At 68.9% G+C, this 21,835-nt stretch carries 20 protein-coding genes; 10 read left to right on the top strand and 10 right to left on the bottom strand.

Features of this window, described 5'->3' with window-relative positions:
• Positions 1 to 696 precede the first annotated feature (696 nt).
• On the top strand, positions 697 to 1,041 hold the full coding sequence (locus tag ABZ930_RS26665) for a WhiB family transcriptional regulator (protein WP_361552628.1): 345 nt from the start codon (positions 697 to 699) through the stop codon (positions 1,039 to 1,041).
• A gap of 130 nt (positions 1,042 to 1,171) precedes the next feature.
• Here the strand turns inward: ABZ930_RS26665 and ABZ930_RS26660 are convergent, their stop codons facing one another.
• Both ABZ930_RS26660 and ABZ930_RS26655 read right to left on the bottom strand, forming a co-directional pair.
• A complete protein-coding gene (locus tag ABZ930_RS26660; RefSeq protein ID WP_361552626.1) occupies positions 1,172 to 2,122 on the bottom strand; it encodes a beta-ketoacyl-ACP synthase III in 951 nt (316 codons plus the stop codon).
• 304 nt (positions 2,123 to 2,426) lie between these two features.
• Positions 2,427 to 3,452: an NADP-dependent oxidoreductase gene (locus ABZ930_RS26655; protein WP_361552623.1), complete on the bottom strand. Its 1,026-nt coding sequence runs from the start codon at positions 3,450 to 3,452 to the stop codon at positions 2,427 to 2,429.
• Here ABZ930_RS26655 and ABZ930_RS26650 point away from each other — a divergent pair.
• Entirely contained in the window at positions 3,451 to 4,476 is a 1,026-nt protein-coding gene (locus ABZ930_RS26650; RefSeq protein WP_361552620.1) for a helix-turn-helix domain-containing protein, read from the top strand. The genes ABZ930_RS26655 and ABZ930_RS26650 overlap by 2 nt on opposite strands.
• A gap of 31 nt (positions 4,477 to 4,507) precedes the next feature.
• On the opposite strand, the gene ABZ930_RS26645 is transcribed toward ABZ930_RS26650, so the two are convergent.
• From ABZ930_RS26645 to ABZ930_RS26625, 5 genes are all read right to left on the bottom strand, one after another.
• Positions 4,508 to 5,959, bottom strand: a complete 1,452-nt coding sequence (locus ABZ930_RS26645; protein ID WP_361552617.1) for an FAD-dependent monooxygenase — start codon at positions 5,957 to 5,959, stop codon at positions 4,508 to 4,510.
• Between the two features lie 79 nt (positions 5,960 to 6,038).
• Complete coding sequence (locus tag ABZ930_RS26640; protein ID WP_361552615.1) at positions 6,039 to 6,758, bottom strand: hypothetical protein; 720 nt, start codon at positions 6,756 to 6,758, stop codon at positions 6,039 to 6,041.
• A gap of 378 nt (positions 6,759 to 7,136) precedes the next feature.
• On the bottom strand, positions 7,137 to 8,537 hold the full coding sequence (lpdA, locus tag ABZ930_RS26635) for a dihydrolipoyl dehydrogenase (RefSeq protein WP_361552612.1): 1,401 nt from the start codon (positions 8,535 to 8,537) through the stop codon (positions 7,137 to 7,139).
• Positions 8,538 to 8,744: 207 nt separating this feature from the next.
• Entirely contained in the window at positions 8,745 to 9,611 is an 867-nt protein-coding gene (locus ABZ930_RS26630; protein ID WP_361552609.1) for an alpha/beta hydrolase, read from the bottom strand.
• 603 nt (positions 9,612 to 10,214) lie between these two features.
• On the bottom strand, positions 10,215 to 11,042 hold the full coding sequence (locus ABZ930_RS26625; protein WP_361552606.1) for an enoyl-CoA hydratase/isomerase family protein: 828 nt from the start codon (positions 11,040 to 11,042) through the stop codon (positions 10,215 to 10,217).
• A 453-nt stretch (positions 11,043 to 11,495) separates the two neighbouring features.
• Here ABZ930_RS26625 and ABZ930_RS26620 point away from each other — a divergent pair, with 453 nt between their 5' ends.
• The 5 genes from ABZ930_RS26620 (at position 11,496) to ykgO (ending at position 15,429) form a co-directional block, all read left to right on the top strand.
• Positions 11,496 to 12,842, top strand: coding sequence for an FAD-binding oxidoreductase (locus tag ABZ930_RS26620; RefSeq protein WP_361552603.1), 1,347 nt, complete (start codon positions 11,496 to 11,498; stop codon positions 12,840 to 12,842).
• Between the two features lie 70 nt (positions 12,843 to 12,912).
• Complete coding sequence (nhaA, locus tag ABZ930_RS26615) at positions 12,913 to 14,823, top strand: Na+/H+ antiporter NhaA (RefSeq protein WP_361552600.1); 1,911 nt, start codon at positions 12,913 to 12,915, stop codon at positions 14,821 to 14,823.
• Positions 14,824 to 14,872: 49 nt separating this feature from the next.
• Positions 14,873 to 15,037 carry a 50S ribosomal protein L33 gene (rpmG, locus tag ABZ930_RS26610; RefSeq protein ID WP_361552597.1) on the top strand — a complete coding sequence of 55 codons (165 nt, stop codon included), beginning with the start codon at positions 14,873 to 14,875 and terminating at the stop codon, positions 15,035 to 15,037.
• A 21-nt stretch (positions 15,038 to 15,058) separates the two neighbouring features.
• Entirely contained in the window at positions 15,059 to 15,310 is a 252-nt protein-coding gene (locus tag ABZ930_RS26605; protein ID WP_361552594.1) for a type B 50S ribosomal protein L31, read from the top strand.
• The gene (ykgO, locus tag ABZ930_RS26600; RefSeq protein WP_361552591.1) at positions 15,307 to 15,429 is read left to right on the top strand and encodes a type B 50S ribosomal protein L36; all 123 of its coding nucleotides are present in this window, start codon (positions 15,307 to 15,309) and stop codon (positions 15,427 to 15,429) included. Before ABZ930_RS26605 ends, ykgO begins: the two co-directional genes overlap by 4 nt.
• Positions 15,430 to 15,536: 107 nt before the next feature.
• Here the strand turns inward: ykgO and ABZ930_RS26595 are convergent, their stop codons facing one another.
• Positions 15,537 to 17,024: a long-chain fatty acid--CoA ligase gene (locus tag ABZ930_RS26595; RefSeq protein WP_361552588.1), complete on the bottom strand. Its 1,488-nt coding sequence runs from the start codon at positions 17,022 to 17,024 to the stop codon at positions 15,537 to 15,539.
• A gap of 430 nt (positions 17,025 to 17,454) precedes the next feature.
• On the opposite strand from ABZ930_RS26595, the gene ABZ930_RS26590 reads away from it, so the two are divergent.
• Entirely contained in the window at positions 17,455 to 18,360 is a 906-nt protein-coding gene (locus tag ABZ930_RS26590) for a squalene/phytoene synthase family protein (RefSeq protein WP_361552585.1), read from the top strand.
• 221 nt (positions 18,361 to 18,581) lie between these two features.
• Here the strand turns inward: ABZ930_RS26590 and ABZ930_RS26585 are convergent, their stop codons facing one another.
• Complete coding sequence (locus ABZ930_RS26585; protein WP_361552582.1) at positions 18,582 to 19,184, bottom strand: DUF308 domain-containing protein; 603 nt, start codon at positions 19,182 to 19,184, stop codon at positions 18,582 to 18,584.
• A gap of 416 nt (positions 19,185 to 19,600) precedes the next feature.
• Between ABZ930_RS26585 and ABZ930_RS26580 the strand changes: the two genes are divergently transcribed.
• Together ABZ930_RS26580 and ABZ930_RS26575 are read left to right on the top strand one after the other, a co-directional pair.
• Positions 19,601 to 20,437, top strand: a complete 837-nt coding sequence (locus ABZ930_RS26580; protein ID WP_361552579.1) for a GNAT family N-acetyltransferase — start codon at positions 19,601 to 19,603, stop codon at positions 20,435 to 20,437.
• A gap of 170 nt (positions 20,438 to 20,607) precedes the next feature.
• Positions 20,608 to 21,255 carry a GNAT family N-acetyltransferase gene (locus ABZ930_RS26575; protein WP_361552576.1) on the top strand — a complete coding sequence of 216 codons (648 nt, stop codon included), beginning with the start codon at positions 20,608 to 20,610 and terminating at the stop codon, positions 21,253 to 21,255.
• A gap of 38 nt (positions 21,256 to 21,293) precedes the next feature.
• Here the strand turns inward: ABZ930_RS26575 and ABZ930_RS26570 are convergent, their stop codons facing one another.
• The gene (locus ABZ930_RS26570) at positions 21,294 to 21,494 is read right to left on the bottom strand and encodes a hypothetical protein (RefSeq protein ID WP_361552573.1); all 201 of its coding nucleotides are present in this window, start codon (positions 21,492 to 21,494) and stop codon (positions 21,294 to 21,296) included.
• Positions 21,495 to 21,835 lie beyond the last annotated feature (341 nt).

Below are 21,835 nucleotides of genomic sequence, written 5' to 3'. Positions count from 1 at the left end.
CTGCTCTTCGGGCGTGCCAGGCGTCACGAGTCGCCGCTGAGGTGGTGCAGACAACGGCCGTCGGGCCAGTACGTCAGATGACGGATGATCCCGTCACCGCCCCGCGCGGGGTTGACACAGACACCGGCGAACTTCGGCGAATCGGCGACCCATGGCAAGGGATCGGATAACCGACCGGCGCATCGTCGCCGATCTGGAGCGGCTGGCTCTGGACATGTGGCTCGGCCCCGGAGACCGATGATCATCATCACCCTCGAGAGCGGACATCTGGTGGCTAACGGCCGCAGGTGACTGCGGACATAGGCACCGAGGAGATCCGGCGCGCGCGGCGCCCTCATGTCGCCTGCCCGGGCGCCGTCCTCGAGGACTGGCCACGAATGCCCTTCGTGCAGGTGGGCGCAGCGGCCCCGGCGCTGGTTCCTCCAGCTGTGGCTACTGTCCGGCGACCTGGTGAGTGGACCGGGCGACAGGCTCCATGCCGGCGACTGGCAAGACGAGCACGGTGTGGCCCCTCGGCTGCGTCGACGACCACGCGACCACCGCATTGCCGCCACGGATCTCGGCGGGAGCGGAACACCGGGAGGTACCGCAACGTCGTAGGTGGCCACGGTCTTCAGACGGCGAACGGGCCAATGACAGCGACTGCACCAGAAGGCGTGCTTGTCCGCTTCGTCGCGGATGTTGGTCATCTGACTGATGTCTCGCGGAGCAGCCCAAACGGAGCATTACGGCAATGAAGCCCCGCAAGCTCTGAGGTGCGGGGGAGGAAGGAGACGGGAAATGCGTACTCAGCTCAGGCCTTTGTTGAGCGACTGGAGTTGGCAGGAACGAGCCTCGTGCCGCGGTATGAACAGCGCTGCCTTCTACTCCCCGCCCGGGGAGCGGGGCCGCAAGCGACGAGAGCGGGAGGAGGCGGCCCGCTCGATCTGCCGGGGATGCAAGGTCATCGAGCAGTGCGCGGCCATGGCTCTGGGGTGCGAAGACCGTTTCGGCGTGTGGGGTGGCATGTCACCACGCGAACGCATCGCCTCTCGGGACTGAAGGGCTCCGGCACGCAGCAGGGGGACACGCGAACGAAGACACCGATGAAGGTTCCGTGGACGTCGTCCCCTCTCGGTCCCCGCGGATAGGAAAGCGCTCGAAGCCGGGGCCCTGACACTCTCTGCCGCACTCAAGGGCATGTGACGACTTGCCCTGCCCAGGAAAGGCCGCCACCGAAGGCGAAGAGGAGTACCGGTGCGCCGGAGGGCAGTTCGCCGCGCTCGACCAGCTTCGAAAGTGCGAGGGGAACGGATACCGAAGAGGTGTTGCCCGATTCGACGACGTCACGGGCGAGTACGACGTCGTCCCGGAGGTTCAGGTGACGGGCAAGCGACTCGATGATGCGGAGGTTGGCCTGATGGGTGACCACACCGGCGAGATCCGCGGTGGCGATCCCGGCTCGCTCGCAGGCTTGCCGGGCGATGGCGGGCAGTTCGCTGGTGGCCCAGCGGAACACGGTCTGCCCTTCCTGTTCGAACCGGGGCTTCCAGGAGCCCATCAGCCGCACCGCGTTTCCGCGTGACGGGTCGGAGCCCCAGGCCACGGGGCCGATTCCTGCGCCGGCCTCGTCCGTCCGGCTGAGCACGGCGGCGCCGGCCGCGTCACCGAGCAGGATGCAGGTGCTGCGGTCGGTCCAGTCCACGAGGTCCGACATCTTCTCGGCACCGATGACAAGTGCGTGCCGAGCGGCCCCGGCGCGCAAGGTGTGGTCGGCGCAGGCGAGCGCGGTACAGAAACCCGCACAGGCATTGTTGAGGTCGAAACAGACAGGGGACGGCACACCCAGGCCGGCTGCCACCTGGGCCGCGATCGAGGGGCTGCGGTCGATGGCGGAGCAGGTCGCGACGGTGACCATGCCGATATCAGCCGGGTCCACCCCGGAGTCGGCCAGCGCCTTGCGCGCTGCGGCGGTCGCCATGTCGGCGACGGACTCGTCCTCCGCGGCGACGCGCCTGGTGACGATCCCGGTGCGCTGCCGTATCCAGGCATCGCTCGTCTCCACGATGCTTTCGAGTTCGGTGTTGGTCAGCACGCGGGTCGGCTGATAGTGCCCCAGAGCAACAACACGGGATCCATACATGAGCTCTCTCTTCGGTCGGGTCGCGCGACGGTGGACGGCGGGTTGGGCGCCGACGCGGCCATATCTGCCTGAACGGCTCCGTGTTCAGCGACGGCCGTCGCGTCGTGGTGTCGTGGGACAGGTGCGCAGTAGCGCTCAAGAACCGCCTGTTCCCGGCATTTGGTCGGCGCGGTCACAGCGCCTGCGGCCGGCCGACCACCCGTCGGTTCGACCGGCGCGATCACACACCAGTGTGCGCGGGCCGCACCGCCCTCCCGCACTGCGGGGCGGTGCGGGGCGGGTTGGGCTGCGAGCTTGCGCCGGGTCAGGCCACCACGATGACGTTCTTGCCATGTCCAGGCTTGGTCGCATGGGCCTTGGCGACTTCCTCCAGAGGGAACGTGGCATCGACGACGGGGTTCAAGCGACCGTCAGCGGCGAGGGCGGCCAGTTCGTTCATGCTCCAGCGATCGGCCTCGACGAACAGCCCGGCGAGCCGGACTCCGCGCTCGCCCGCCGCGGCCGCGGCGGGCGCGAGGGAAGGCGGCAAGGTGGACACCAGGACACCACGGGGCTTCAGGACCTGGACGGCCTGGACGGGATAGTCACCGCCGATGGTCTCCAGGACGGCGTCCAGGTCTCCCGTGGCTTCGGTGATGCCGGTCGTGGTGTAGTCGATGACTTCGTCCGCACCCAGTTCGCGAACGAAATCAGCGTGGGAGCCCGCGGCCACCGCGACGACGTGTGCGCCTCGAGCCTTGGCGATCTGGATGGCCAGATGACCCACGCCGCCGGCCGCACCGTTGATCAGGACACGGCTGCCCTTGCCGATGCCGGCGGTCTCCACCAGGGCCTGCCAGGCGGTGAGACCGGCCATGGGCAACGCTGCGGCCTGCACGTGGTCGAGCCGCGCCGGCTTACGGACGAACGGGCGGGCAGGCGCGACAACGTACTCGGCGTAGGAGCCATGTCCGTGCGGGAACGGCAGCATGCCGAAAACCTCGTCGCCGGTCTTGTGCACCGTCACGCCCGGGCCGACGGCCTCGACGGTGCCCGACACGTCGTAGCCGAGGACGAACGGCGCCTTGCCGACGAAGACACCCGACGTCCGGTTCATGACGTCGACCGGGTTCACGCTTGTGGCGTGCACGCGTACGAGGATCTCGCCCAGGCCGGGCACGGGGCGGGCGGTGGTGACGGGCTTGAGGACCTCGGGACCGCCGTGAGTGTCCTGACTGACGGCTCGCATGGTCGGGGTGTCCTGCGTGATGTCGTTCATGACCACCATGGTGCTCGCCCGCGCCGAATTCGACCATGGCAGAAAAGCCAATAGGCGATAGAATCGTGCCATGTTTCACCCACAGGATCTTCGGGCCACCTCCACGGCGCCCCATCGGGTCGTGGTCCTCGCCCTCGACGGGGTCTACCCCTTCGAGCTGGGCATCCCCAGCCGTATCCTCGGGGCGGCCGATGATCGCTACGACGTTGTTGTCACCTCTGCGGACGGCCGCCCGGTGCGGACCAACGGCGGATTCACCGTGACGCCGGACCGCGGTCCCGAAGTGCTGGAATCCGCGGGAACGGTGATCGTCGCGCCGGTCGACCCCGGCGGACTGACCCAGCAAGCGCCGCCCGAAGCACTGGCCGCTCTGGCGCGGATCGCCCCGGGCACCCGCATCGCCTCCATCTGCACAGGCGGCTTCGTCCTCGCCGCCGCGGGGCTGCTGGACCACCGTCCGGCCACCACGCACTGGGAGTGCGCTCCCCTGTTCCGGAAGTGGTATCCGCACATCCGTCTCGACGAGAGCGTGCTGTTCGTGGACGACGGCGACGTACTGACATCGGCGGGAGCGGCTTCCGGCATCGATCTGTGTCTGCACCTGATCCGCACCGACCACGGCATCCGCCTGGCCAACAGCGCCGCACGCCGCTGTGTGGTGCCGCCCTTCCGCGAGGGTGGGCAGGCCCAATACATCGAACGCCCGATACCGCAGGCCGACACCACGTCGACCTCCGCCACCCGCCAGTGGGCACTGGAGCGTCTCGGCGAGCCGCTGCCCCTGCCACAGCTGGCCCGACACGCCCACATGAGCATGCGGACCTTCAGCCGCCGGTTCCGGGACGAGACCGGGGTGACACCACGTCAGTGGCTGATCAGACAGCGTCTCGACCGCGCCCTGCACCTACTGGAGACTAGCGAGCTGACCGTCGATCAAATCGCGGCCGAGATCGGTTTCGCCACCGCCGCCAGCCTGCGTCAGCTCATGAACGCCGAGCTGGGCGTCTCTCCGGGCGCGTACCGCCGGACCTTCCAGGCATCACAGTCCTCCGCCCGGATACAGGAGGACGTCGAGGCCCCGTCGGCGGTCGGCTGAGGGGGCGGCCCCGCAGCCATCGGACCGGGTCTCAGTGCGCCTCTCCGAGCGGCCCGTACTCGCGGTCGAACTCCGCGTCCGTGACACCGTTCGCCCGCGCCGCACGTCGTACCAGGCCCGCTTCGAGGAGAGTGGCCGGATGCGTGAGCATGAAGCTCACGTCGCGGAAGGCGGTGGCCACCTCGCGGTCGTGGACCGCGGCCGCCAACACGTTCCGTGTCGCCCACACGATGCGGCGCTGTGCAGGCGTGGCGGCGTGCCCGACCGGGCCCAGGCGCGCCGCGTCTGCGGCCGTCGACGTCTGCCACGCGGCGGCGGTGACCACGTATTGGAGGTCGAAGAAGTGCCGTGCGGGAGTGTCGAGGTCCGGATCGCCGCGCAGGTACTCCGACAGGCACGAGGCGTGCAGCATTGCGGAACTCATGCCCTGGCCGTAGACCGGGTTGAACGACGCCACGGCCTCCCCGGTCACCGCCAGCCGGGCGGGAAGGTTTTCGAGCTCCTCGAGGTGCCGCCACCGGCTCTCGGGGTGCCGGAACGACACAAGCGGGCCCATCGGCCGGCCCCTCACGGCTTCTCGGTAGACAGGCGGCAGCTCCTCGCACCGGGCCCGAAAGGTGTCCGCGTCCCATCCGACCGGGGCGTCACCGTACGACGCCAGCATGACGGCCCACCGCCCGCCCTCGATGGCGTTCACGGCGGCCCCGGCGAACCCCGGCTGCGCGTTGAGGCGCGCGATGCCGCTGAGCGGTCCGTCCCAGTCGGGCGCACGCCGGAAGTAAGCCGTCGTGTAGCGGACGCCCACGGGCAGCCGCTCCAGTGTCGGCCGTGGCCAGCCCCCGGCCCCCAGCCAGTGGGCGATCCGGCTGCCGCGGCCGGTGGCGTCCACGACGAAGTCGGTGGCCTGCGTGGTCTCACCGGCGACGGTCTCGTACCTGACCGCGGTCACGCGTTGACGATCGTAGGTGAGGCCCGTGGCCCGGCCGACAGCCGTCTCCACGTTCGGCAGTCCCAGGGTCCGTTCGCGTATCAGTCCTTCGAGCAGGGGCCGACTGCAGACAAGGGGGTTCACGTTGGGGGTATCGACCTGGCGGATCCCGTCCACGTACGACACGCTTCGCTCCGCTCCCGGCAGCACGGCCCCCCGGGCCTCGGCTTGCCGTGCGGCCCCCGGATACCAGCACTCCAACTGCCGCAAGCCGCCAGGCAGCAGAGTGTGGAGCTGGGCCCCCTGCGGCACGCCGGGACGAGGCGCGCCGGTGATGTCGGCCGTCGCCGCGTCAGAGTCGACCACGACGACGCGTTCGGCGTGGTCGGAGAGGACCCGAGCGGCGAACAGCCCACCGATTCCAGCACCCAGCACGTGTACGGTGCCGAGGATGACCCGGGTGTCGTGGGGCGCCCGCGAAACGCCGAGGCGGCGGAACGCGACTATCGGTGCGGCTGACACTTTTCTCCTGTTTGTCTGGGGTCCGTGAGACATGCGTCACGGAGGGTATGTGGGGGGAACGCATGAGTCACGGACACCCGGACGACCTGTCAGCGCCGGAGGCGGGCCGACATCACTCGAAGCGGTAGTCGGACAGATCCACGGAGACGATCAGCGGCTCCGGGGCAGGGGTGTTGTCGGGTTGGCGCGGGTAGATGCGCAGCTTGGACGGCAGCGTGATCCCCTGGACCTCCACGGGGTCGATGAGGTACCGGGCCGCGGGGTTGCTTCCCTGGATATCCACCTCGTAGTCGTGCCGGACGAGGAGGCCGTCGGCGTTGAAGTAGTAGGTCTGCACCGTGCTGTGCGTGGCGATGGTGTCCGGGAACTCGACGCGCAGACGTCGCCATTCCTCACCGCTCTCCTGCCACGGATCGATCTCCTCGGCCTTCACGCCCGGCTGCTTGAGGATGAACGGCGACGTGAGATAGGTCCACATGGTGTAGCCGGCGAAGTACGCGACCTGCGTGTCGCTCCAGGGCGTCTCCATCTCGTAGCCCTCGAACGACCCCCGAGGAGCGTCCAGTTGCTCGACCACCTCGTCGTCCGGGGTCTCGATCGTGACCCGGTTCGGGGTGAAGACGGAGTGGTTACGGGTCGGAGAGAACGGTCCGTGGGAGACCCACTCGCGCTTGAGGTCGACCCGCACCTCGCAGTCCTCCAAGACAGTGGGCTTGCCCTTGAGGCCCCACAGGACGCCACCCTGGTGGAGCTTGGCGGTCAGGAACGAGTAGCGGTTGAAGCGCTCCAACCCGCCGTGCGCCTCGATCGCCAGCTCGACAAGATCACTCATGGTCGTACTCCTCTTCTTGGTGCGTTGTTCGGGTAGGCGGCGGGATCTTTGCTCTGCACAAGGTGTGAGTCCGGGACACACTCCCCGGACTCCGCCGCCCAGCCATGTGGTTCAGTGTGTGCGCGCTTTGGCTCACGGCCATCTGCCAATCGACCTAGCAAAGCGTGCGGTTTTGTTCCGAGGTGTCGGCGAGGAGGAGTCAGGCTCCTGACCGGACGCTGCATCGTCTGGCGCCGCTCCTGCTGATGTCACCGTCACTCCGCAAACGCGAGGACACCGTGCACGGCGTGCGGGCACGCGGATGCCCACCCCCTGGGGCCGCCCTGTGGCGGCCCCAGCAACCGACTTCGGCCGTCCGCCCCCGGACGACGAGCGGCGTCACATGTTGATCATGTGGCCGACCAGGCCGTGGACGGCTTCCTTGACGGACTCGCCGAGAGTCGGGTGGGCGTGCACGTTGCGGGCCACCTCGTGGACGGTCAGGTCCCACTGCTGGGCAAGCGTCAACTCCGGCAGAAGTTCCGCCACTTCGGCACCGATGAGGTGGGCACCCAGGAGTTCGCCGTGGGTGCCGTCGCTGATGATCTTCACGAAGCCGGTGGAATCGCCGAGCCCCTGGGCCTTGCCGTTCGCGGTGAACGGGAACCTCGCCACTCGGACGTCGAAGCCGCGCTCCCGTGCCTGGGCCTCCGTCCAGCCGAAACTCGCGATCTGGGGCTTGCAGAACGTGACACGCGGAATCATGACGTAGTCGAGTTCCATCGTCTCCGCTCCGCCGATGGTCTCCGCCGCCACGATGCCCATCGACTCGGCGGCGTGCGCCAGCATCAGCTTGGCCGTGACATCGCCGATGGCGAAGATGTGGGGGACGCTGGTCCGCAGACGGCCGTCGACATCGATGGCGCCCCGCTCGGTGAGCCGCACCCCGGTGTTCTCCAGCCCGTAGCCGGTCACGTTCGGCTGGAACCCGAGTGCCTGCAGCACCTTGTCGGTCTCCAGAACCTGCCGCTGCCCGTCACGGATGACACTCACCCGTACCCTGCCGTCCTCCTCGGAGATCGACTCGACCCGGGTCGAGGTCAGCACCTCGATGCCGAGCCGACGGTACCGGCGCGCCAGTTCCGCGGAGACCTCCTCGTCCTCCAGGGGCATCGGCCGGTCCGCGAACTCGACGACGGTCACCTGGACGCCGTAGTTGTGCAGCACGTACGCGAACTCGACACCGATCGCGCCCGCACCCGCGATGACGACGCTGTCCGGCAGTTCCTCGGCGAGAATCTGTTCCTCGAAGGTCACCACCCGCTCACTGAGCCGCGTGCCGGGCAGCAGCCTGGCGGTGGCACCCGTGGCGATGATGCAGTTCTCGAACGTCACCGTCTGCGTGGTGCCGTCCGTGCCCGTCACCGTGAGCGTGTGGGCGTCCGTGAAGTGACCGCGCCCGTCGTACTGCGTGATCTTGTTCTTCCGCATGAGGAAGTTGACGCCCTTGGCCCGGCCGTCGGCGACCCGGCGACTGCGCCGGAATGCCTCGCCGTAGTCGAAACGCACCTCGCCGTCGACCTCGATGCCGAAGGTCTTGGCCTCGTGGGTGAAGGTGTGCACCAGTTCGGCGTTGCGCAGCAGCGCCTTGGCCGGGATGCAGCCCACGTTCAGGCAGATCCCGCCCCAGTACCGCTCCTCGATCACGGCGGCGCGCAGGCCCAGTTGGGCCGCGCGCACGGCGGCCGTGTATCCGCCCGGCCCGGCGCCCAGGACCACGACGTCGTAGTGTCCGCTCACGGTCAGCTGCCCTTCCTGCTCGCGACCGCACGGAGTACGGACGACCCATGGGGTGCTGGCGGAACGGGGCGCACGCCGTCGAGGCGGGCATGAAGCTGAATGTGCATGGGAAATCCCTGCTTCTGATACGTGGAGTTCGGGCGGCAGCGAAACCGGCCCGGCTCCGGGCCTGCCGGCGTGTGGGTACGGGTCGCGAGCCAGGGCCTGTCAGCTGCCGAGGAAAGCGTTCACCTCGTGGCCGAACTGCGCCGGGTACTGGAAGAGGAAGCCGTGTCCGGCATCCGGGTAGATGCTCACCCTGGCGTTCAGCAGGTGCTCGGCGAGCAGATGCGTGTTCTGGGTGGGGACCATCTCGTCGTTGTCACCGTTGGCGACGAGAACGGGCTGCCGGATGGATTCCAGGCGCTGAAGACGGGATTCGTCGCGCACGCCCCACGCCGAGATCGCCGTCAGTTGCGCGTCCCGGACGGCCAGGCCGGTCGGGGTGTCCCGCTCCGCGGTGCGCAGGGCGAGGCGCTTGAGGAACTCCACGCCCTTGGCCTGGCTGGAGGGGGTCTTCTCGAAGAAGAGGGTGAGCAGGTCCGTGGGTGCGGGCTCGTCACCGAAGGCGGTGTCACGGATGGCACCTGCCGTGTAGAGGTGGATGTCCCGCCCGCCCCGGGGGGCGGTGCCGGCCAGGACCAGGCGGCGCACCTGCCAAGGGCGGAAGAGGGCGATCTCCTGGGCGATGAAACCGCCGAGAGAGAAGCCGAGCAGGTCGTAGCGGTCGAGTTCGATGGCGTCGAGGAAGGCGATCGCGTTGTATGCCATCTCCTCCACGGTGTTCGGAGTGGTTCCGGTGGAGCCGCCGACACCGGCGAGGTCCACCAGGACCACCTCGCGCTCGGCTGCGAGGGTGTCCACGAACTCGGGGTCCCAGTTGTCGAGGTTGGCGCGGAAGTGCACCAGGCAGACCAGGGGCAGCCCGCTCTCGGCAGGGCGCCCGAAGCGGCGATAGCGATACGTGACCCCGTCCGCTGCCTCCACGTGGAGGTTGGGCGTCGTGATCTGGCTGTGGATGGACTCAGTGGTCATGGCAGGTACCTGTCGGTCGGGACGAGTGGGTTCGGCGGAAGGGCGGGGGCGCCGTTGCGCACCGCGCCGACGGTCCTCAGCGGGTCACTTCGAGGGTGTGTCACCACGCGGCCCGATAAGGCCGCGGCGTCGGCTGTCGGCTGTCCGCTGTCGGCCCCAGAACCGGCGGGCCGATAAGGACACATGAAGGCGGCGGCCACTGCTGGCCGCTGACGAGCGAGGCTCGGTGCGTAAGTGGCCAGAGCGAGGGCCGTGGCGTCGCGGACCACGGTGATGACGGACGCCGCCGATATGCGCTCTGGGCCCGTGGCTGTGCGCACCGATCCGCCGAGGGCCCTTGAGCCAGCCTGGCCGACGGGTCAGGGCATCCAGGCAACCCGCGGCTCTGTGCCGGGGGCCGCGTCCGCGACGCGATCCACCGGGCGGTCCCGGCAGGCGTCCGCACAGTCCTTCCCCCAGCTTTCGCTCTGAGGCGTCCCCGGCCCCGCGGCGCCCGGAACGCCGGGAGCACACTTCTGCGCGCGGTCCATTTCGTTCGGCTGGAAAACCTCACCGCGCCGCGGGCCCGCCTCCGGGCGGACGACGAGACCTCACGGACGCGACCTAGCTGCGGGCGCCCAGGCGCTCGCCCATGTTGAGCTCAAGGTCGCGAACGGCTTCGGGACTCGCCTTCGCCGACTGGCGCAGACGCGTTTGCACGGACTCCCGCGCAAGCAGCGCGGCGAAGCGCTCGTGGGTGGCCGCCAGCTCTGCGGGAGTGTGCAGGGGGGCCTCCTCGTTGACGATCTCCTTGACCGCGCGGAGGGCCTCGGTGTCGAAGGAGGCGACACGCCGGGCGAAACGGTCGACGACAGCGTCGAGTTCGGCGTCGGGGACGGCCCGGTTGATCCAGCCGTACAGCGCCGCGGTGTCGGCGTCGTAGTCCTCACCGGAGGTGATGATCTCCAGCGCCCGGGACCGTCCGGTGAGCCGCAGCAGACGCTCAATGCCGCCACAGCCGGGAATGATGCCGGTGCCGATCTCCAACTGGCTCAGGACGGCCTTCTCCCTGCTCGCGAAGCGCACGTCCAGGGTGAGCAGGAATTCGTTGCCGATACCGCGGGCGCGACCCCGGAGGGAGCCGACGGTGATGAAACGGGCGGTGGCGAGCCGGCCGACGAGGTCGAACCAGGTCGGCATGCCCTTCCCGAACTCGGCGGCCCTGCCCAGGTTCAGGTGCGCCATGAAGAAGTCCGGGAGGGCGCTGTCGAAGACCACGACCTTGACCTCGGAGTCGTTCTCCAACCGGTCGACGACCTCCGCGAGAGCGGTCTCCACTTCGGGGTCGTAGAGATTGAACGGGGGGTTGTCGAAGGTGACCCGCCAATAGCCGGGGCTTTGCTGTTCGGCGCGCACAAGAGAGTGCGCGCCCGCCGTCGTACTGTTCGACATGAGGAGATTCCTGCTTCGTGAGGACGCAACGGGTGGCGCACCGGACCGTTACGGAATGCCGGTCGCCTTCACTCACACATTACGAGCCGCTTACCTGCATCGCTCGACGGCAGACGAAGACGTGCCCTAAAAGGCACATTCAGACAGCACATCGCTACCGTCCCCACGAAAACGTTCTTCTGGAGGCGTCCGCGTGTTACAAGAGATGGCTTTCGTTTCCGGCGCATTAAGTCATTAATCCAGCGCCCTAAGTCATTCGACCGTACCCTTTCGCCCTGCCTCTGAGCGAGCATACGAAAAGGCATCCCGCGTGCCCGAGCGGGCGCGTGTTTCTCGCGCTCCCAGCACGTGCGCCGGTGTGCCGAGCCCGGACTGCCGCGCCGACGCCGCCGAGCACCGGTCTCCGTCCGCCCTCTCTTCCATACCCTCCGAATCCTCCGAAAGTACGTGCCGATGCCTGCCCTCCCCGGCCCCTCCCCCGCCTCCGAGCACGCTCTTCCGGAACGCCTCGCCGCCCTCGCGATACGGCCGGGCGATCCCGGCTACGGCGCCGTGCGCCACACCTACACCCGTGCGGGCCACCCGGCCGCCGTCCTCCCGGTGCGTGACACGCGGGACATCGCGGCGGCCCTCGCGCACGCGAGGGACGAACACCTGCCGTTCACCGTACGCAGCGGAGGCCACGGCATCAGCGGGCGGTCCACGAACGACGGAGGCCTGGTCGTCGATCTCGCCCGGTTCGCCGCGGTGACCGTACTCGACGCCGACACCGGGCTCGTGCGCGTCGGGGCCGGGGCCCGGTGGGGAGACGTCGCCGCAGCGCTCGCCCCGTACGGGCTGGCGCTGTCCTCCGGTGACACGGGGGACGTCGGCGTCGGCGGGCTGGCCACCGCCGGCGGTATCGGTCTCATGGCGCGGGCGCACGGACTCACGATCGACCGCATGCGGGCGGCCGAGCTGGTCCTCGCCGACGGCTCCACGGTGCGTACGGACGCCGGGCACGACCCGGACCTGTTCTGGGCCGTTCGTGGTGCCGGCGCCAACTTCGGGATCGCCACCGCCTTCGAGTTCCAGGCCTCACGAGTCAACGGGGTCTGCGTCGACATCAGCGTCTTCGACGCCGCGGACACCGTCGGCCTGCTGACTCGCTGGGGGCAGTGGACGGAGTCCTCCCCGCGCACGGTCACCAGTTTCCTGACCCTTGCCGGCGGGCCGGGCAGCCGCCCCCTCGCGCAGGTGATGACGGTGTACGCAGGGGAGGACCTGGACGCCGCTCGCACGGCACTGCGGCCGCTGGCCGCCGTGGGGCCGGTGCTGGGCAACCAGCTTCTCCCGGTCCCCTACCACCAGTTGCTGCCGACCAGTCACCAGCCGCAGCACGCACAGCAGCCGATGAGCGTGTCGCGTTCCGGGTTGCTGCACCACATCGACGACCAGGTGGCCCGTGCCGTCACAGCGGTGGCGACGGCGGCCGGCATCGTCCAGCTGCGGTCGGTCGGCGGAGCGGTCAACGACACTCCGGCCGCGGCCATGGCCTACGCGCACCGGACCCAGAACTTCTCGCTCATGGCGGCGACCGTACCGGCCCTGCGCGACGACCTCGACCGCCAGTGGGACAGGCTCGCTCCCCTCATCGACGGGCTGTACCTGAGCTTCGAGACCCGCACGGGCCCGCGGCAGCTCCAGAACGCCTTCCCGCCACCCGTGCTGGACCGGCTCATCACGCTGAAGAGGCACTACGACCCCGGCCATCTCTTCGACAACAACTTCGCGTTGCCCTCGACCCCCCGTCCGGTCTGAACCGGGATGCGGCACGGAGCGGCAGCGGGGCGGCGGAGCGACACCAGGATGCGCCGGAAGGAGACGCCCTGTGGCCTTCCCACTCGATGACTACACAGGTCGGAGCGGGGGCAGCCGTCGCTCGCCGCTGCGCGACTTCCTGCGTACCGAGACGGGCAGCGCCGCCGTCCTGGTGGCGGCGGCGCTCGCCGCGCTGCTGTGGGCCAACACGGCTCCCGCGGCCTACGCCTCGTTCTGGCGGACCCATCTCTCGGTCGAAGCAGGCACCCGTGGTCTGTCCCTCTCGCTGCGAGAGTGGATCAACAGCGGGCTGATGGCTCTGTTCTTCTTCGTCGTCGGGCTGGAGGCGCGGCGCGAGTTCGACGTGGGCGAGCTGCGCGACCGGCGGCGGCTGGTCCTGCCGCTCGTCGCCGGGCTCAGCGGCATGGTGGTCCCCGTCGTCCTCTTCCTCGCGGTCAACGCGGGACAGCCGTCCGCGTACGGCTGGGGAGCGGCCATGTCCACCGACACGGCTTTCGCGCTGGGCATGCTCGCGGTCGTCGGACGCCGTCTGCCGAGTGGACTGAGAGTGTTCCTCCTGACGATCACCGTGGTCGACGACTTCCTCTCCCTGGGCGTCATCGCGGTCGCCTACAGCGCCGATGTGGACATACCGGCCCTGCTTCTCGCGATCGCTGTGTTCGGCGGGGTCCTTCTGGCCCGCGCGCTCAGGGTGCGCCGCGGCGCGGTCTACGCGCTGTTGGCCGTCGTCGTATGGGGTGCGCTGGTGAAGTCGGGCGTCGATCCTGTGGTCGTCGGCCTGGCCATGGGACTGCTCACCTACGCCCACCCGGCGGCCCGCGAGGACCTTGAGCACGCCACCGGCCTGTTCCGGATGTTCCGTGAGCAGCCGACACCCGAACGGGAACGCTCGGCGCGGGCCGGCCTTGCCTACGCCCTTTCACCGAACGACCGCCTGCAGGGCCTGTTCCACCCGTGGACGAGCTATCTCGTCGTCCCGCTCTTCGCCCTGGCCAACACCGGGATTCCGCTCGACGCCGCGGGGTTGGGACGCGCGTTCACCTCGCCGGTCACCATCGGCATCCTGCTCGCGTTCGTCGTCGGCAAGCCGTTGGGCATCCTCGGGGCGTCCGTACTGACGTACAGGCTCAGCAGCGGAAGAATCCGCCCGCCGGTCGGCTGGGGCGCCGTCGCCGCGGGCGGCACTCTGGCGGGCACCGGTTTCACCGTCTCCCTGCTCATCGCGACCCTGGCCTTCGACGGAACACAGCTGCAGGACGCCAAGATCGGCATCCTCAGCGCCCTGGTCGCTTCCTTTCTCACCAGCCAGCTCGTGACGGCGGCGATCAGCACGCTGCCGAACGGGCCGCGGCAGCGGTTGCTGTTCGGCCGAGCGGAGACGATCACCGACCTGGTGGTTCCGGTCGACCCCGACCGGGACCACGTCCGAGGGCCCGAGGACGCGACGGTGACCGTCGTGGAGTACGGCGATTACGAGTGCCCGTACTGCGGGCAGGCGGAAGGCGTCGTCAGGGAGCTGCTCGGAGACTTCGACGACGTGCGGTACGTGTGGCGCCATCTGCCCCTTACTGATGTTCACACGCACGCACAACCGGCCGCCGAGGCCGCCGAGGCGGCGGCCTCGCAGGGACGCTTCTGGGACATGCACGATCTGCTGTTCAGCCACCAGGGGGCGCTGCGGCTTGACCACCTGCGGCGCTATGCCGCGGAGCTCGGGCTGGACATGAGTCGCTTCGACCGGGACCTGCGCGCCCACCGGGGCTCGGCGCGGATCGCCGAGGACGTGGAGTCGGCGGATCTCAGCGGCGTGGCCGGCACGCCCACTTTCTTCGTCAACGGACACAGGCATGACGGCGCGTACGACATCTCCGGTCTCTCGGCGGCGGTGCGTGCGGCCGGGGAGCGCGCGGCCACGTCCGGGAATGCGCCGCGGGGTGCGAGCGTTGCAAGGAACGTCTGACATGACCGAGTCAATCGGCTCGGAGGGTGGCGGACGAAAGGAGAGCCTCATGGCACGCAGCACCACGCGGCCCGTCGTCAAGCTGCGGTCGACAGCCGGCACCGGAGTCACCTACGTGACCCGAAAGAACCGCCTGAGCGACCCCGACCGGCTTGTTCTGCGCAAGTACGACCCGGTGGCCCGCGCGCACGTCCAGTTCCGTGAAGAACGCTGATCCGAGCAGGAGGAACATTCCATGAGGTCCGGCATCCACCCCGTGTCTCGTCCCGTCGTTTTCCGCGACCGCGCGGCAGGTTTCCAGATGCTCGCCCACTCCACACTCGACTCGCCCAGCACGGTCGAGTGGGAGGACGGCGCCACGTACCCCGTCGTCGACGTGGAGGTCTCGTCGGCGACCCACCCCTTCTACACCGGCACCTCGCGCGTCATGGACACCGCGGGCCGGGTCGAACGATATGAACGGCGCTACGGAAGGACCGCGCGATGAAGGTACGCAAGTCACTGCGCTCATTGAAGAACAGGCCCGGTGCGCAGGTGGTGCGCCGGCGTGGCGTGACCTTCGTGCTCAACAAGAAGGAGCCTCGCTTCAAGGCCCGCCAGGGCTGACGCCTTGGGTCGGGACACCGGGGCGGCCCGGCACCGCGTCGGCGGTGCCGGGCCGCCCCGTTGCTCAAGGCACTTCATTCAGCCCGTCCGCAGACGCCGCCGACAGGTCATCGGGGCAGCTGGATCTCCCGCTTGAGGATCTTCCCTGTGGACCCCTTGGGCAGGGAGGGAACGATCCGGACCTCCCGCGGGTACTTGTAGGGAGCGACCCGGTCCTTGACGTAGGCGCGCAGTTCGTCCTCAGTGGCGCGCCCCACCGGAGTGAGGACGACGACCGCGGCGACCTCCTCACCGAAATGCTTGTCCGGGACGCCTATCACCGCGGCCTCCAGGACGTCCGGGTGCTCGTAGAGCACCTCCTCGATCTCCCGCGGGTAGACGTTGTACCCACCTCGGACGATCATGTCCTTCTTGCGGTCGATGATGAAGTAATAGCCGTCCTCGTCCCGCCGGGCCATGTCTCCGCTGCGGAACCAGCCGTCCGGGATCGCCTGTGCGGTCTCTTCGGGTCGGTTCCAGTAGCCGGTCATGACGTTGGCGCCTCGGATGGCGATCTCCCCGACCTGGCCAGACGCCACATCGCTGCCCGCGTCGTCCACGAGCCGGACCTCGACCCCGCGGATCGGCGTGCCGATGGAACCGGCCTTGCGGGGCCGGTCGAGGTGATTGAAGCAGGCCACCGGTGACGTCTCGGACAGCCCGTAGCCTTCCGCCACCGAACAGCCGAAGCGCTTCTCGAAGCCGTACAACACTTCGGTCGGCAAAGAGGATCCACCCGAAACGCACACCCGCAGTGTGTCCGCTTCCGGGCCGTCGACGACCGGTGGATGGTGCAGCAGCGCGTTGTACATGGTGGGCACCGCGATGAAGATCGTGACCCTCAAATCGGTGAACATGCGCAGCACCCCGGCCGGGTCGAAGCGGGGCACGAGCACCAGGCAGGCGCCCCGGCGGACCGACGCGTTCATGCTGCCCGTCTGGCCGAAGGCGTGAAAGAGCGGAAGGCAGGCCATCATCACGTCGTCGGCGGTGATGTCAACGACGTCCTCAGCCAGGACCCTGGCGTTGCTGCCGAGGTTGCCGTGGGTGAGCGCCGCGCCCTTGGGCGCGCCGGTCGTGCCGGAGGTGTAGAGGAGGGCGGCGAGGTCGCCGTCGTCCCGGGGGCAGGGCTCGGCCGGACCGGTCCGATCGTCGACCGGTGTCAGGGCCGCACCGACAGCGTCGACCGACGTGCCCGTCCCGGCCGCGCCCACCGCCGCCTGCCGCGCGACGTCCTCGTACGCGAAGAGGCGGGCCGCACCCGAGTCGGTGAGACAATGCCTGATCTCCCTCTCCTTGAGCAGAGGGTTCATGGGCACGACGACTCCGCCCGCGCGCAGCACTCCGTAGTAGAGGGAGACGAACGCGGGGACGTTCGGCAGCATCAGCGCCACCCGGTCTCCCGGCACCAGTCCATCCGCCCGGAGCACCCTCGCGACGCGGGAGACGGCCTCGTCCAACTCCGCGTACGTCGTCACGACGTCACCGAACCGCAGGGCTGGGCGATCGGGATGAAGCCGAGCCGTCCTCGACAGGTTCTCCGCGATGTTCGGCATGAATCCTCCTGCTTGACGGCCCGTCAACGACTGCGCACCCGGCAGGAATCTGCTGCGGATGAGCGAGTCGGCGGCCACTGATCGGCGGACGTGCGTCTCCAGCCACGGCACCTGCCGTACGACTATCACACGTGTGTAGGCGTGCAACGTAACAGCCGACGTGGACCACGAGGAAAAGAGGAAACGGGCCGGACGGCCAGGCGAGCTCAGAGAGAACGTGGCTGGTGGGCAGGTGAGTTGGTGCCATGGCGTTCGTCTCCGCTGGTGGAGCCCGCTCGGTGATCGCCGCTACCCGAAAGGGACGACATGTTTCCCCTCGGGACCTTCACGGCCGAGTACGCCGCTCGCGGTCACTAGCCTGACGTGATCGCGCCCGGCGCCTTCCGTCATGAGTGGCCGGGCCCTCCCCCCAGCCAGAAAGTTGATGAGTGTGGCTGCAATCGGTGACCACGTCCCCGCACACCCGGATGATGTCCGCGCCGCATACCGCTATTGCGAGGAAGTGACGCGCGCGGAAGCACAGAACTTCAGCTACGGCGTACGGCTGCTGCCAGGTCCCGAACGGCGGGCCCTGTCCGCGATCTACGCCTTGGCACGCAGGGTGGACGACATAGGCGACGGCACCCTGGACAGACAGCGCAAGACGGAGCTGCTGGCACGGGTCGGCTCGATGGTCGACGGTCTGGCCGAGGGCAGCGCGGGTGAGGACGCGAACGACCCCGTCCGTGTGGCGCTCGCGGACGCTGCTCAGCGCTTCCCCCTTCCGTTGACGGCGTTTCACGAACTGATCGCCGGCGTCACGATGGACGTCGAACAGGCGGAGTACAAGAGCTTCGACGACCTGCTCGTCTACTGCCGCTGCGTGGCGGGTTCCATCGGGCGGCTGTCACTCGGCGTGTTCGGCTGCACGGACACCCATCGGGGCCAGGAGTACGCCGACACACTGGGGCTGGCCCTGCAGATCACCAATATTCTCCGGGACATCCGCGAGGACGCCGCGATGGGCCGGCGCTACCTCCCCGCCGAGGACCTCGCACGTTTCCACTGCGACGAGGCATGGTTCGCCGACGGCAGGATCCCGTCCGGCGCGGACTTCAACGGTCTGGTCAAACACGAGGCGAGCAGAGCACGCGCGCTGTTCGATGAGGGCTTCCGGCTGCTGCCACTGCTCGACGGTCGCAGCCGGGCCTGCGTCGGCGCGATGGCGGGGATCTACCGCGGCTTGCTCGACAGCATCGAGGCCGACCCCGACGCGGTGATGGCCGGCCGGGTCTCCCTGTCCGCGGGAGCGAAGACCCGGGTGGCTCTCTCGGCTCTGCTGGGGCGCGTGCGCTGACGAAGTCCGTCGCAGTCGCCCACGCCCCAGCCGTGATACGTCGGCCTGCTGACGTCAGAGGATTCCGCACCCGCGCGGCTCGTCCTCACCGACCGGCCGGCGAACAGCACGCCACGGGGTCCGGGACGCGCAACGCGGCACCGCTACAGGGCCGTTCGAGCCGGTGGCGACCCGACCCACGCCAGACCGCTCTGGTCGGAGCCCAGTTCCGACGAGGAATGTCAGAGCACCGGCGTGGTCGTCCGGCGGCGCACCTGGACGCCGTGGACGACCTCGGTCACCCCGATCACGACCAGCCAGATACCGGCGACGATCGTCAGACTGGCGATGGAGGAGAACGGCCAGATGACAACCGTCAGTCCGGCGAGGAGAGTGACGACGCCCAGGAGTCCACTCCACGCCCGCAGCGGACGCTCGGACCCCGAGACCGCCGCTGTGATCATCGAGATGCCGCTCAGCAGCCAGCCGAAGCCGATCCAGATCGCGAGCAGGAAAAGTGACTGGGCCACGCTGCGGAAGGACATCAGCCCGAGCAGCACGCTCAGAGTCCCGCTGAGTACCAGAAGGGCCCGGTAGGAACCGGGAACATGGGGTCCGAACGCGCCCACGAGCTGCGTCACGCCGTAGGCGAGCAGGTAGACGCCGAAGAGCACACCCACGACGGTCAGGGTGGCGCCCGGCCAGACCAGAGCCACGACTCCGACGGCGGCGGCGACCACACCACCGCCGACCATGACCTTCCACGCCGCGGATCCCAGAAGATCTGCGATCCTCGACTCGTTCCAGCGGCCGGGTCCACTCGGTGCTTCGTTCGCGATGACCATGATGTCCGCGACTCCTTTCGTGTTGGGGACTCCAGCTTCGCGGCGCTGGTGTCCCCCGTGATCGGTCATCCGACCTACGTGTGCGACTCTCAGGTATCCGGCCCTGAGCGGTCGGCGGGTAGGTCGACGGACGAGATACATTTGAATCTCTCTCGGGGACCGGAGCTGTCCCCTCGGTCTGCGCGCCCCGTCACCGCTTGGCTGAGTCGCCCGGTGAGCCTCGCTTCGCTTCATGCGCTTACGGCCCGCCGCTCACCATCCGCGCCGTTCACGGCACGCAGGACACATCCGACCCCACGGTGAGGGTGACCTCCTGACGTGGCTTGTGCTGACCGGTGCGCGCATCGAGCCGCTCCAACCCGCAGGCATGTTCATCACCCGCGTAGGCGTCGGGTACCAGAAGAGGAGAAACGCACATGAGGACCACCCTGCCGACCGGCTTGGGCGAGCGGGCCGAGATCGAGGCGTACACGGACTTCGCCGCCGGGGCGGAGCCATCCATCAGGGAGGAGCTGGGTGCCGGTGCGCGACGATTCGGTTCGGTGCTCGCGGTAGCTGTCCGTGCGGACCCCAGCAAGTTCTTCAACCGGGCCGGCGGGTTCGGTGACGAGCCGGTCACGGCGGAACTCATCACACGCGTCATCGACTTCTACCGTGAACAGGGCGTGACCAAGGGCTCGTTCATGATCGCACCGAGCTCCTTGCCGCGGGACTGGACCGCGATCACCACCAGGCTCGGCCTCAAGGAGGGGCCGCGATTCGTCAAACTGGGGTGCGACATCGAAACCGCCCTCACCGCTCCTGCCGGCGTGACCGCGCTCGACCCTTCGCTGCGCGTCGGCCCGGTCGAGTCCGACCATGCGCGCGAGTGGGCGACAGGCATGATGACGACCTTCGGGTTCACCGAGTCTGCGGCCATGATCGACATGGCTGCCTCGTGCGTTGGAAGGCCGAACTGGCGGCAGTACGCCGTCCGGGAGGGCGAGCGGATCGTCGCGGTCGGCAGCCTTTTCCTCCATGGTGACTGCGCCGACATGTTCGGAGGGGCGACCCTTCCCGAAGCGCGGGGCCGGGGCGCTCAGACGGCCCTGCTCGCCGCTCGCGCCCAGGCTGCGCGGGCCGCAGGCTGTCGCTGGCTCGTCGCCGAAACCGGCGCGGAGGGTCCCGGAGAACACAACACGTCCCTGCACAACATGCTGCGCGGCGGCTTCGAGCGGCTTTACGAGAGGGCGACCTGGGTCTGGCGCGGCTGAGCCGCGGACCACGCGGTCGAACCGCCCGTACCCCTGCCCGCGTACACGGGTCTGCGGCACCAGCACGCCCTCGCCGTCCATCGACTCCATGCACATGAGGGTCCGAAGCCAAGGACCCAGCGCCCATCCGTCGAACCCATCCCACCAACAGGCCATGAAGGGTACTTTCGATGCCTCTGCCACCTCTTTCCCACGTCCTGGCCAGCCGCCTGATCGTGACTCGGTCGGGCCGAGCGACCGTGACTCGGCCCGCATTGGCGGCGGACCTGGCAGCCGTGAACGCCATGCACGGCCGGTGCTCATCGGACACGATCTACAGCCGGTACCAGACGGTCCGCTCCGCGTTGCGGGAACGGGAGTGGGCGCAGTTGACCCGTGCCGGACACAGTGTCAGCTGGGTGACCACTGCCGCGGGCGCTCCCGACGCGGTGGTCGCCGTCACCCATCTGCTGCGCGGTGACGACGAGCGGTGCGGCGAGCTGGCCCTCCTCGTGGAGGACGACTGGCAGAACGCGGGCCTGGGAACAGGGCTGACACGCTGGGCTCTCGCCCAGGCCGCGGGCCTGGGCATGAGCACCGTGCGAGTGCTCACCTCTCCTTCCAACCGACGCATGAACGCCATCTGCCGCGCTCTGGGGGCACGGCCGGCCCCGCGCGGTGGACCGGACACCGCGGAGTCGCGCGGCCACGACCTCCTCCAGCTCGAACTACCGGTTCCCGGCGCGAGCAAAGAAGACGGAAGGGAGGCGGTGGCCGCCTCACACCTGGCGTCGTCGTGCCGAACCGACCGAAACGGCGATGTACGCGGAACGAACTGAGTGGGTTTCGTGCCAGGGCTCGCGGGGGCGACGAAGAGTCAGGACTCATGACCTTCGACCCGCATCGGCCGGGCTTTCGCGTTCTGCACCACCACGACGTTGGGCTCCGTGACCACGTCGGTGACGGGCCAAGTGGCCGGACTCACCGAAGCGTTGCCAGTGACCACGACGAGCGTGAAGAGGGTGATCGCTGCGGCGGTGACGATCTGGGGGTTGACGCGGACTCGTTGGGAACTCATACGGCCTTCTGGGGATCCGGACCTCGGATGTCACCACCGCATCGCGCACGGACGACAGCTCGGCGCCGGCCCGCACGAGAGGAGAGGGTGCGATCTCAGCATGGTGCGGCGGCCCGCGGTGATATTCCGTCAGACGACTGCCGTATGAAGGGTGCGTCCGCGGTGCAGTGTCCGGCGGCAGCGGTCAGGTGACCGACTGTCCGCCGGGGAGGGCACCGAGAGAGCCGGATGAGAACCTCGGTCAGATCTCGGGACCGCGCTCAACGAGGCTCGACGTCAAAGGTGTGGTTCGAGTTCACATCAGGCAGCCGCGCATCGGCGCCGTACCGCCCGGCGGCAGC

It is taken from the genome of Streptomyces sp. NPDC046716 (assembly GCF_040645755.1).
In the GTDB taxonomy this organism is placed as follows: domain Bacteria; phylum Actinomycetota; class Actinomycetes; order Streptomycetales; family Streptomycetaceae; genus Streptomyces.
Note: the sequence above shows the minus strand (reverse complement) of the source record. Positions and strands in the feature narration are given on the sequence as shown.

What these genes read in the sequence shown, in the direction of transcription:
- ABZ930_RS26630 (WP_361552609.1), bottom strand. Translation starts at nt 9,611, where the DNA reads ATGACCACTGAGTCCATCCACAGCCAGATCACGACGCCCAACCTCCAC.
- ABZ930_RS26570 (WP_361552573.1), bottom strand. Translation starts at nt 21,494, where the DNA reads ATGAGTTCCCAACGAGTCCGCGTCAACCCCCAGATCGTCACCGCCGCA.
- ABZ930_RS26650 (WP_361552620.1), top strand. Translation starts at nt 3,451, where the DNA reads ATGTTTCACCCACAGGATCTTCGGGCCACCTCCACGGCGCCCCATCGG.
- ABZ930_RS26595 (WP_361552588.1), bottom strand. Translation starts at nt 17,024, where the DNA reads ATGCCGAACATCGCGGAGAACCTGTCGAGGACGGCTCGGCTTCATCCC.
- ABZ930_RS26580 (WP_361552579.1), top strand. Translation starts at nt 19,601, where the DNA reads ATGAGGACCACCCTGCCGACCGGCTTGGGCGAGCGGGCCGAGATCGAG.
- ABZ930_RS26605 (WP_361552594.1), top strand. Translation starts at nt 15,059, where the DNA reads ATGAGGTCCGGCATCCACCCCGTGTCTCGTCCCGTCGTTTTCCGCGAC.
- ABZ930_RS26575 (WP_361552576.1), top strand. Translation starts at nt 20,608, where the DNA reads ATGCCTCTGCCACCTCTTTCCCACGTCCTGGCCAGCCGCCTGATCGTG.
- rpmG (WP_361552597.1), top strand. Translation starts at nt 14,873, where the DNA reads ATGGCACGCAGCACCACGCGGCCCGTCGTCAAGCTGCGGTCGACAGCC.
- ABZ930_RS26660 (WP_361552626.1), bottom strand. Translation starts at nt 2,122, where the DNA reads ATGTATGGATCCCGTGTTGTTGCTCTGGGGCACTATCAGCCGACCCGC.
- ABZ930_RS26625 (WP_361552606.1), bottom strand. Translation starts at nt 11,042, where the DNA reads ATGTCGAACAGTACGACGGCGGGCGCGCACTCTCTTGTGCGCGCCGAA.
- ykgO (WP_361552591.1), top strand. Translation starts at nt 15,307, where the DNA reads ATGAAGGTACGCAAGTCACTGCGCTCATTGAAGAACAGGCCCGGTGCG.
- ABZ930_RS26655 (WP_361552623.1), bottom strand. Translation starts at nt 3,452, where the DNA reads ATGGCACGATTCTATCGCCTATTGGCTTTTCTGCCATGGTCGAATTCG.
- ABZ930_RS26640 (WP_361552615.1), bottom strand. Translation starts at nt 6,758, where the DNA reads ATGAGTGATCTTGTCGAGCTGGCGATCGAGGCGCACGGCGGGTTGGAG.
- ABZ930_RS26620 (WP_361552603.1), top strand. Translation starts at nt 11,496, where the DNA reads ATGCCTGCCCTCCCCGGCCCCTCCCCCGCCTCCGAGCACGCTCTTCCG.
- ABZ930_RS26585 (WP_361552582.1), bottom strand. Translation starts at nt 19,184, where the DNA reads ATGGTCATCGCGAACGAAGCACCGAGTGGACCCGGCCGCTGGAACGAG.
- ABZ930_RS26665 (WP_361552628.1), top strand. Translation starts at nt 697, where the DNA reads ATGTCTCGCGGAGCAGCCCAAACGGAGCATTACGGCAATGAAGCCCCG.
- ABZ930_RS26645 (WP_361552617.1), bottom strand. Translation starts at nt 5,959, where the DNA reads ATGTCTCACGGACCCCAGACAAACAGGAGAAAAGTGTCAGCCGCACCG.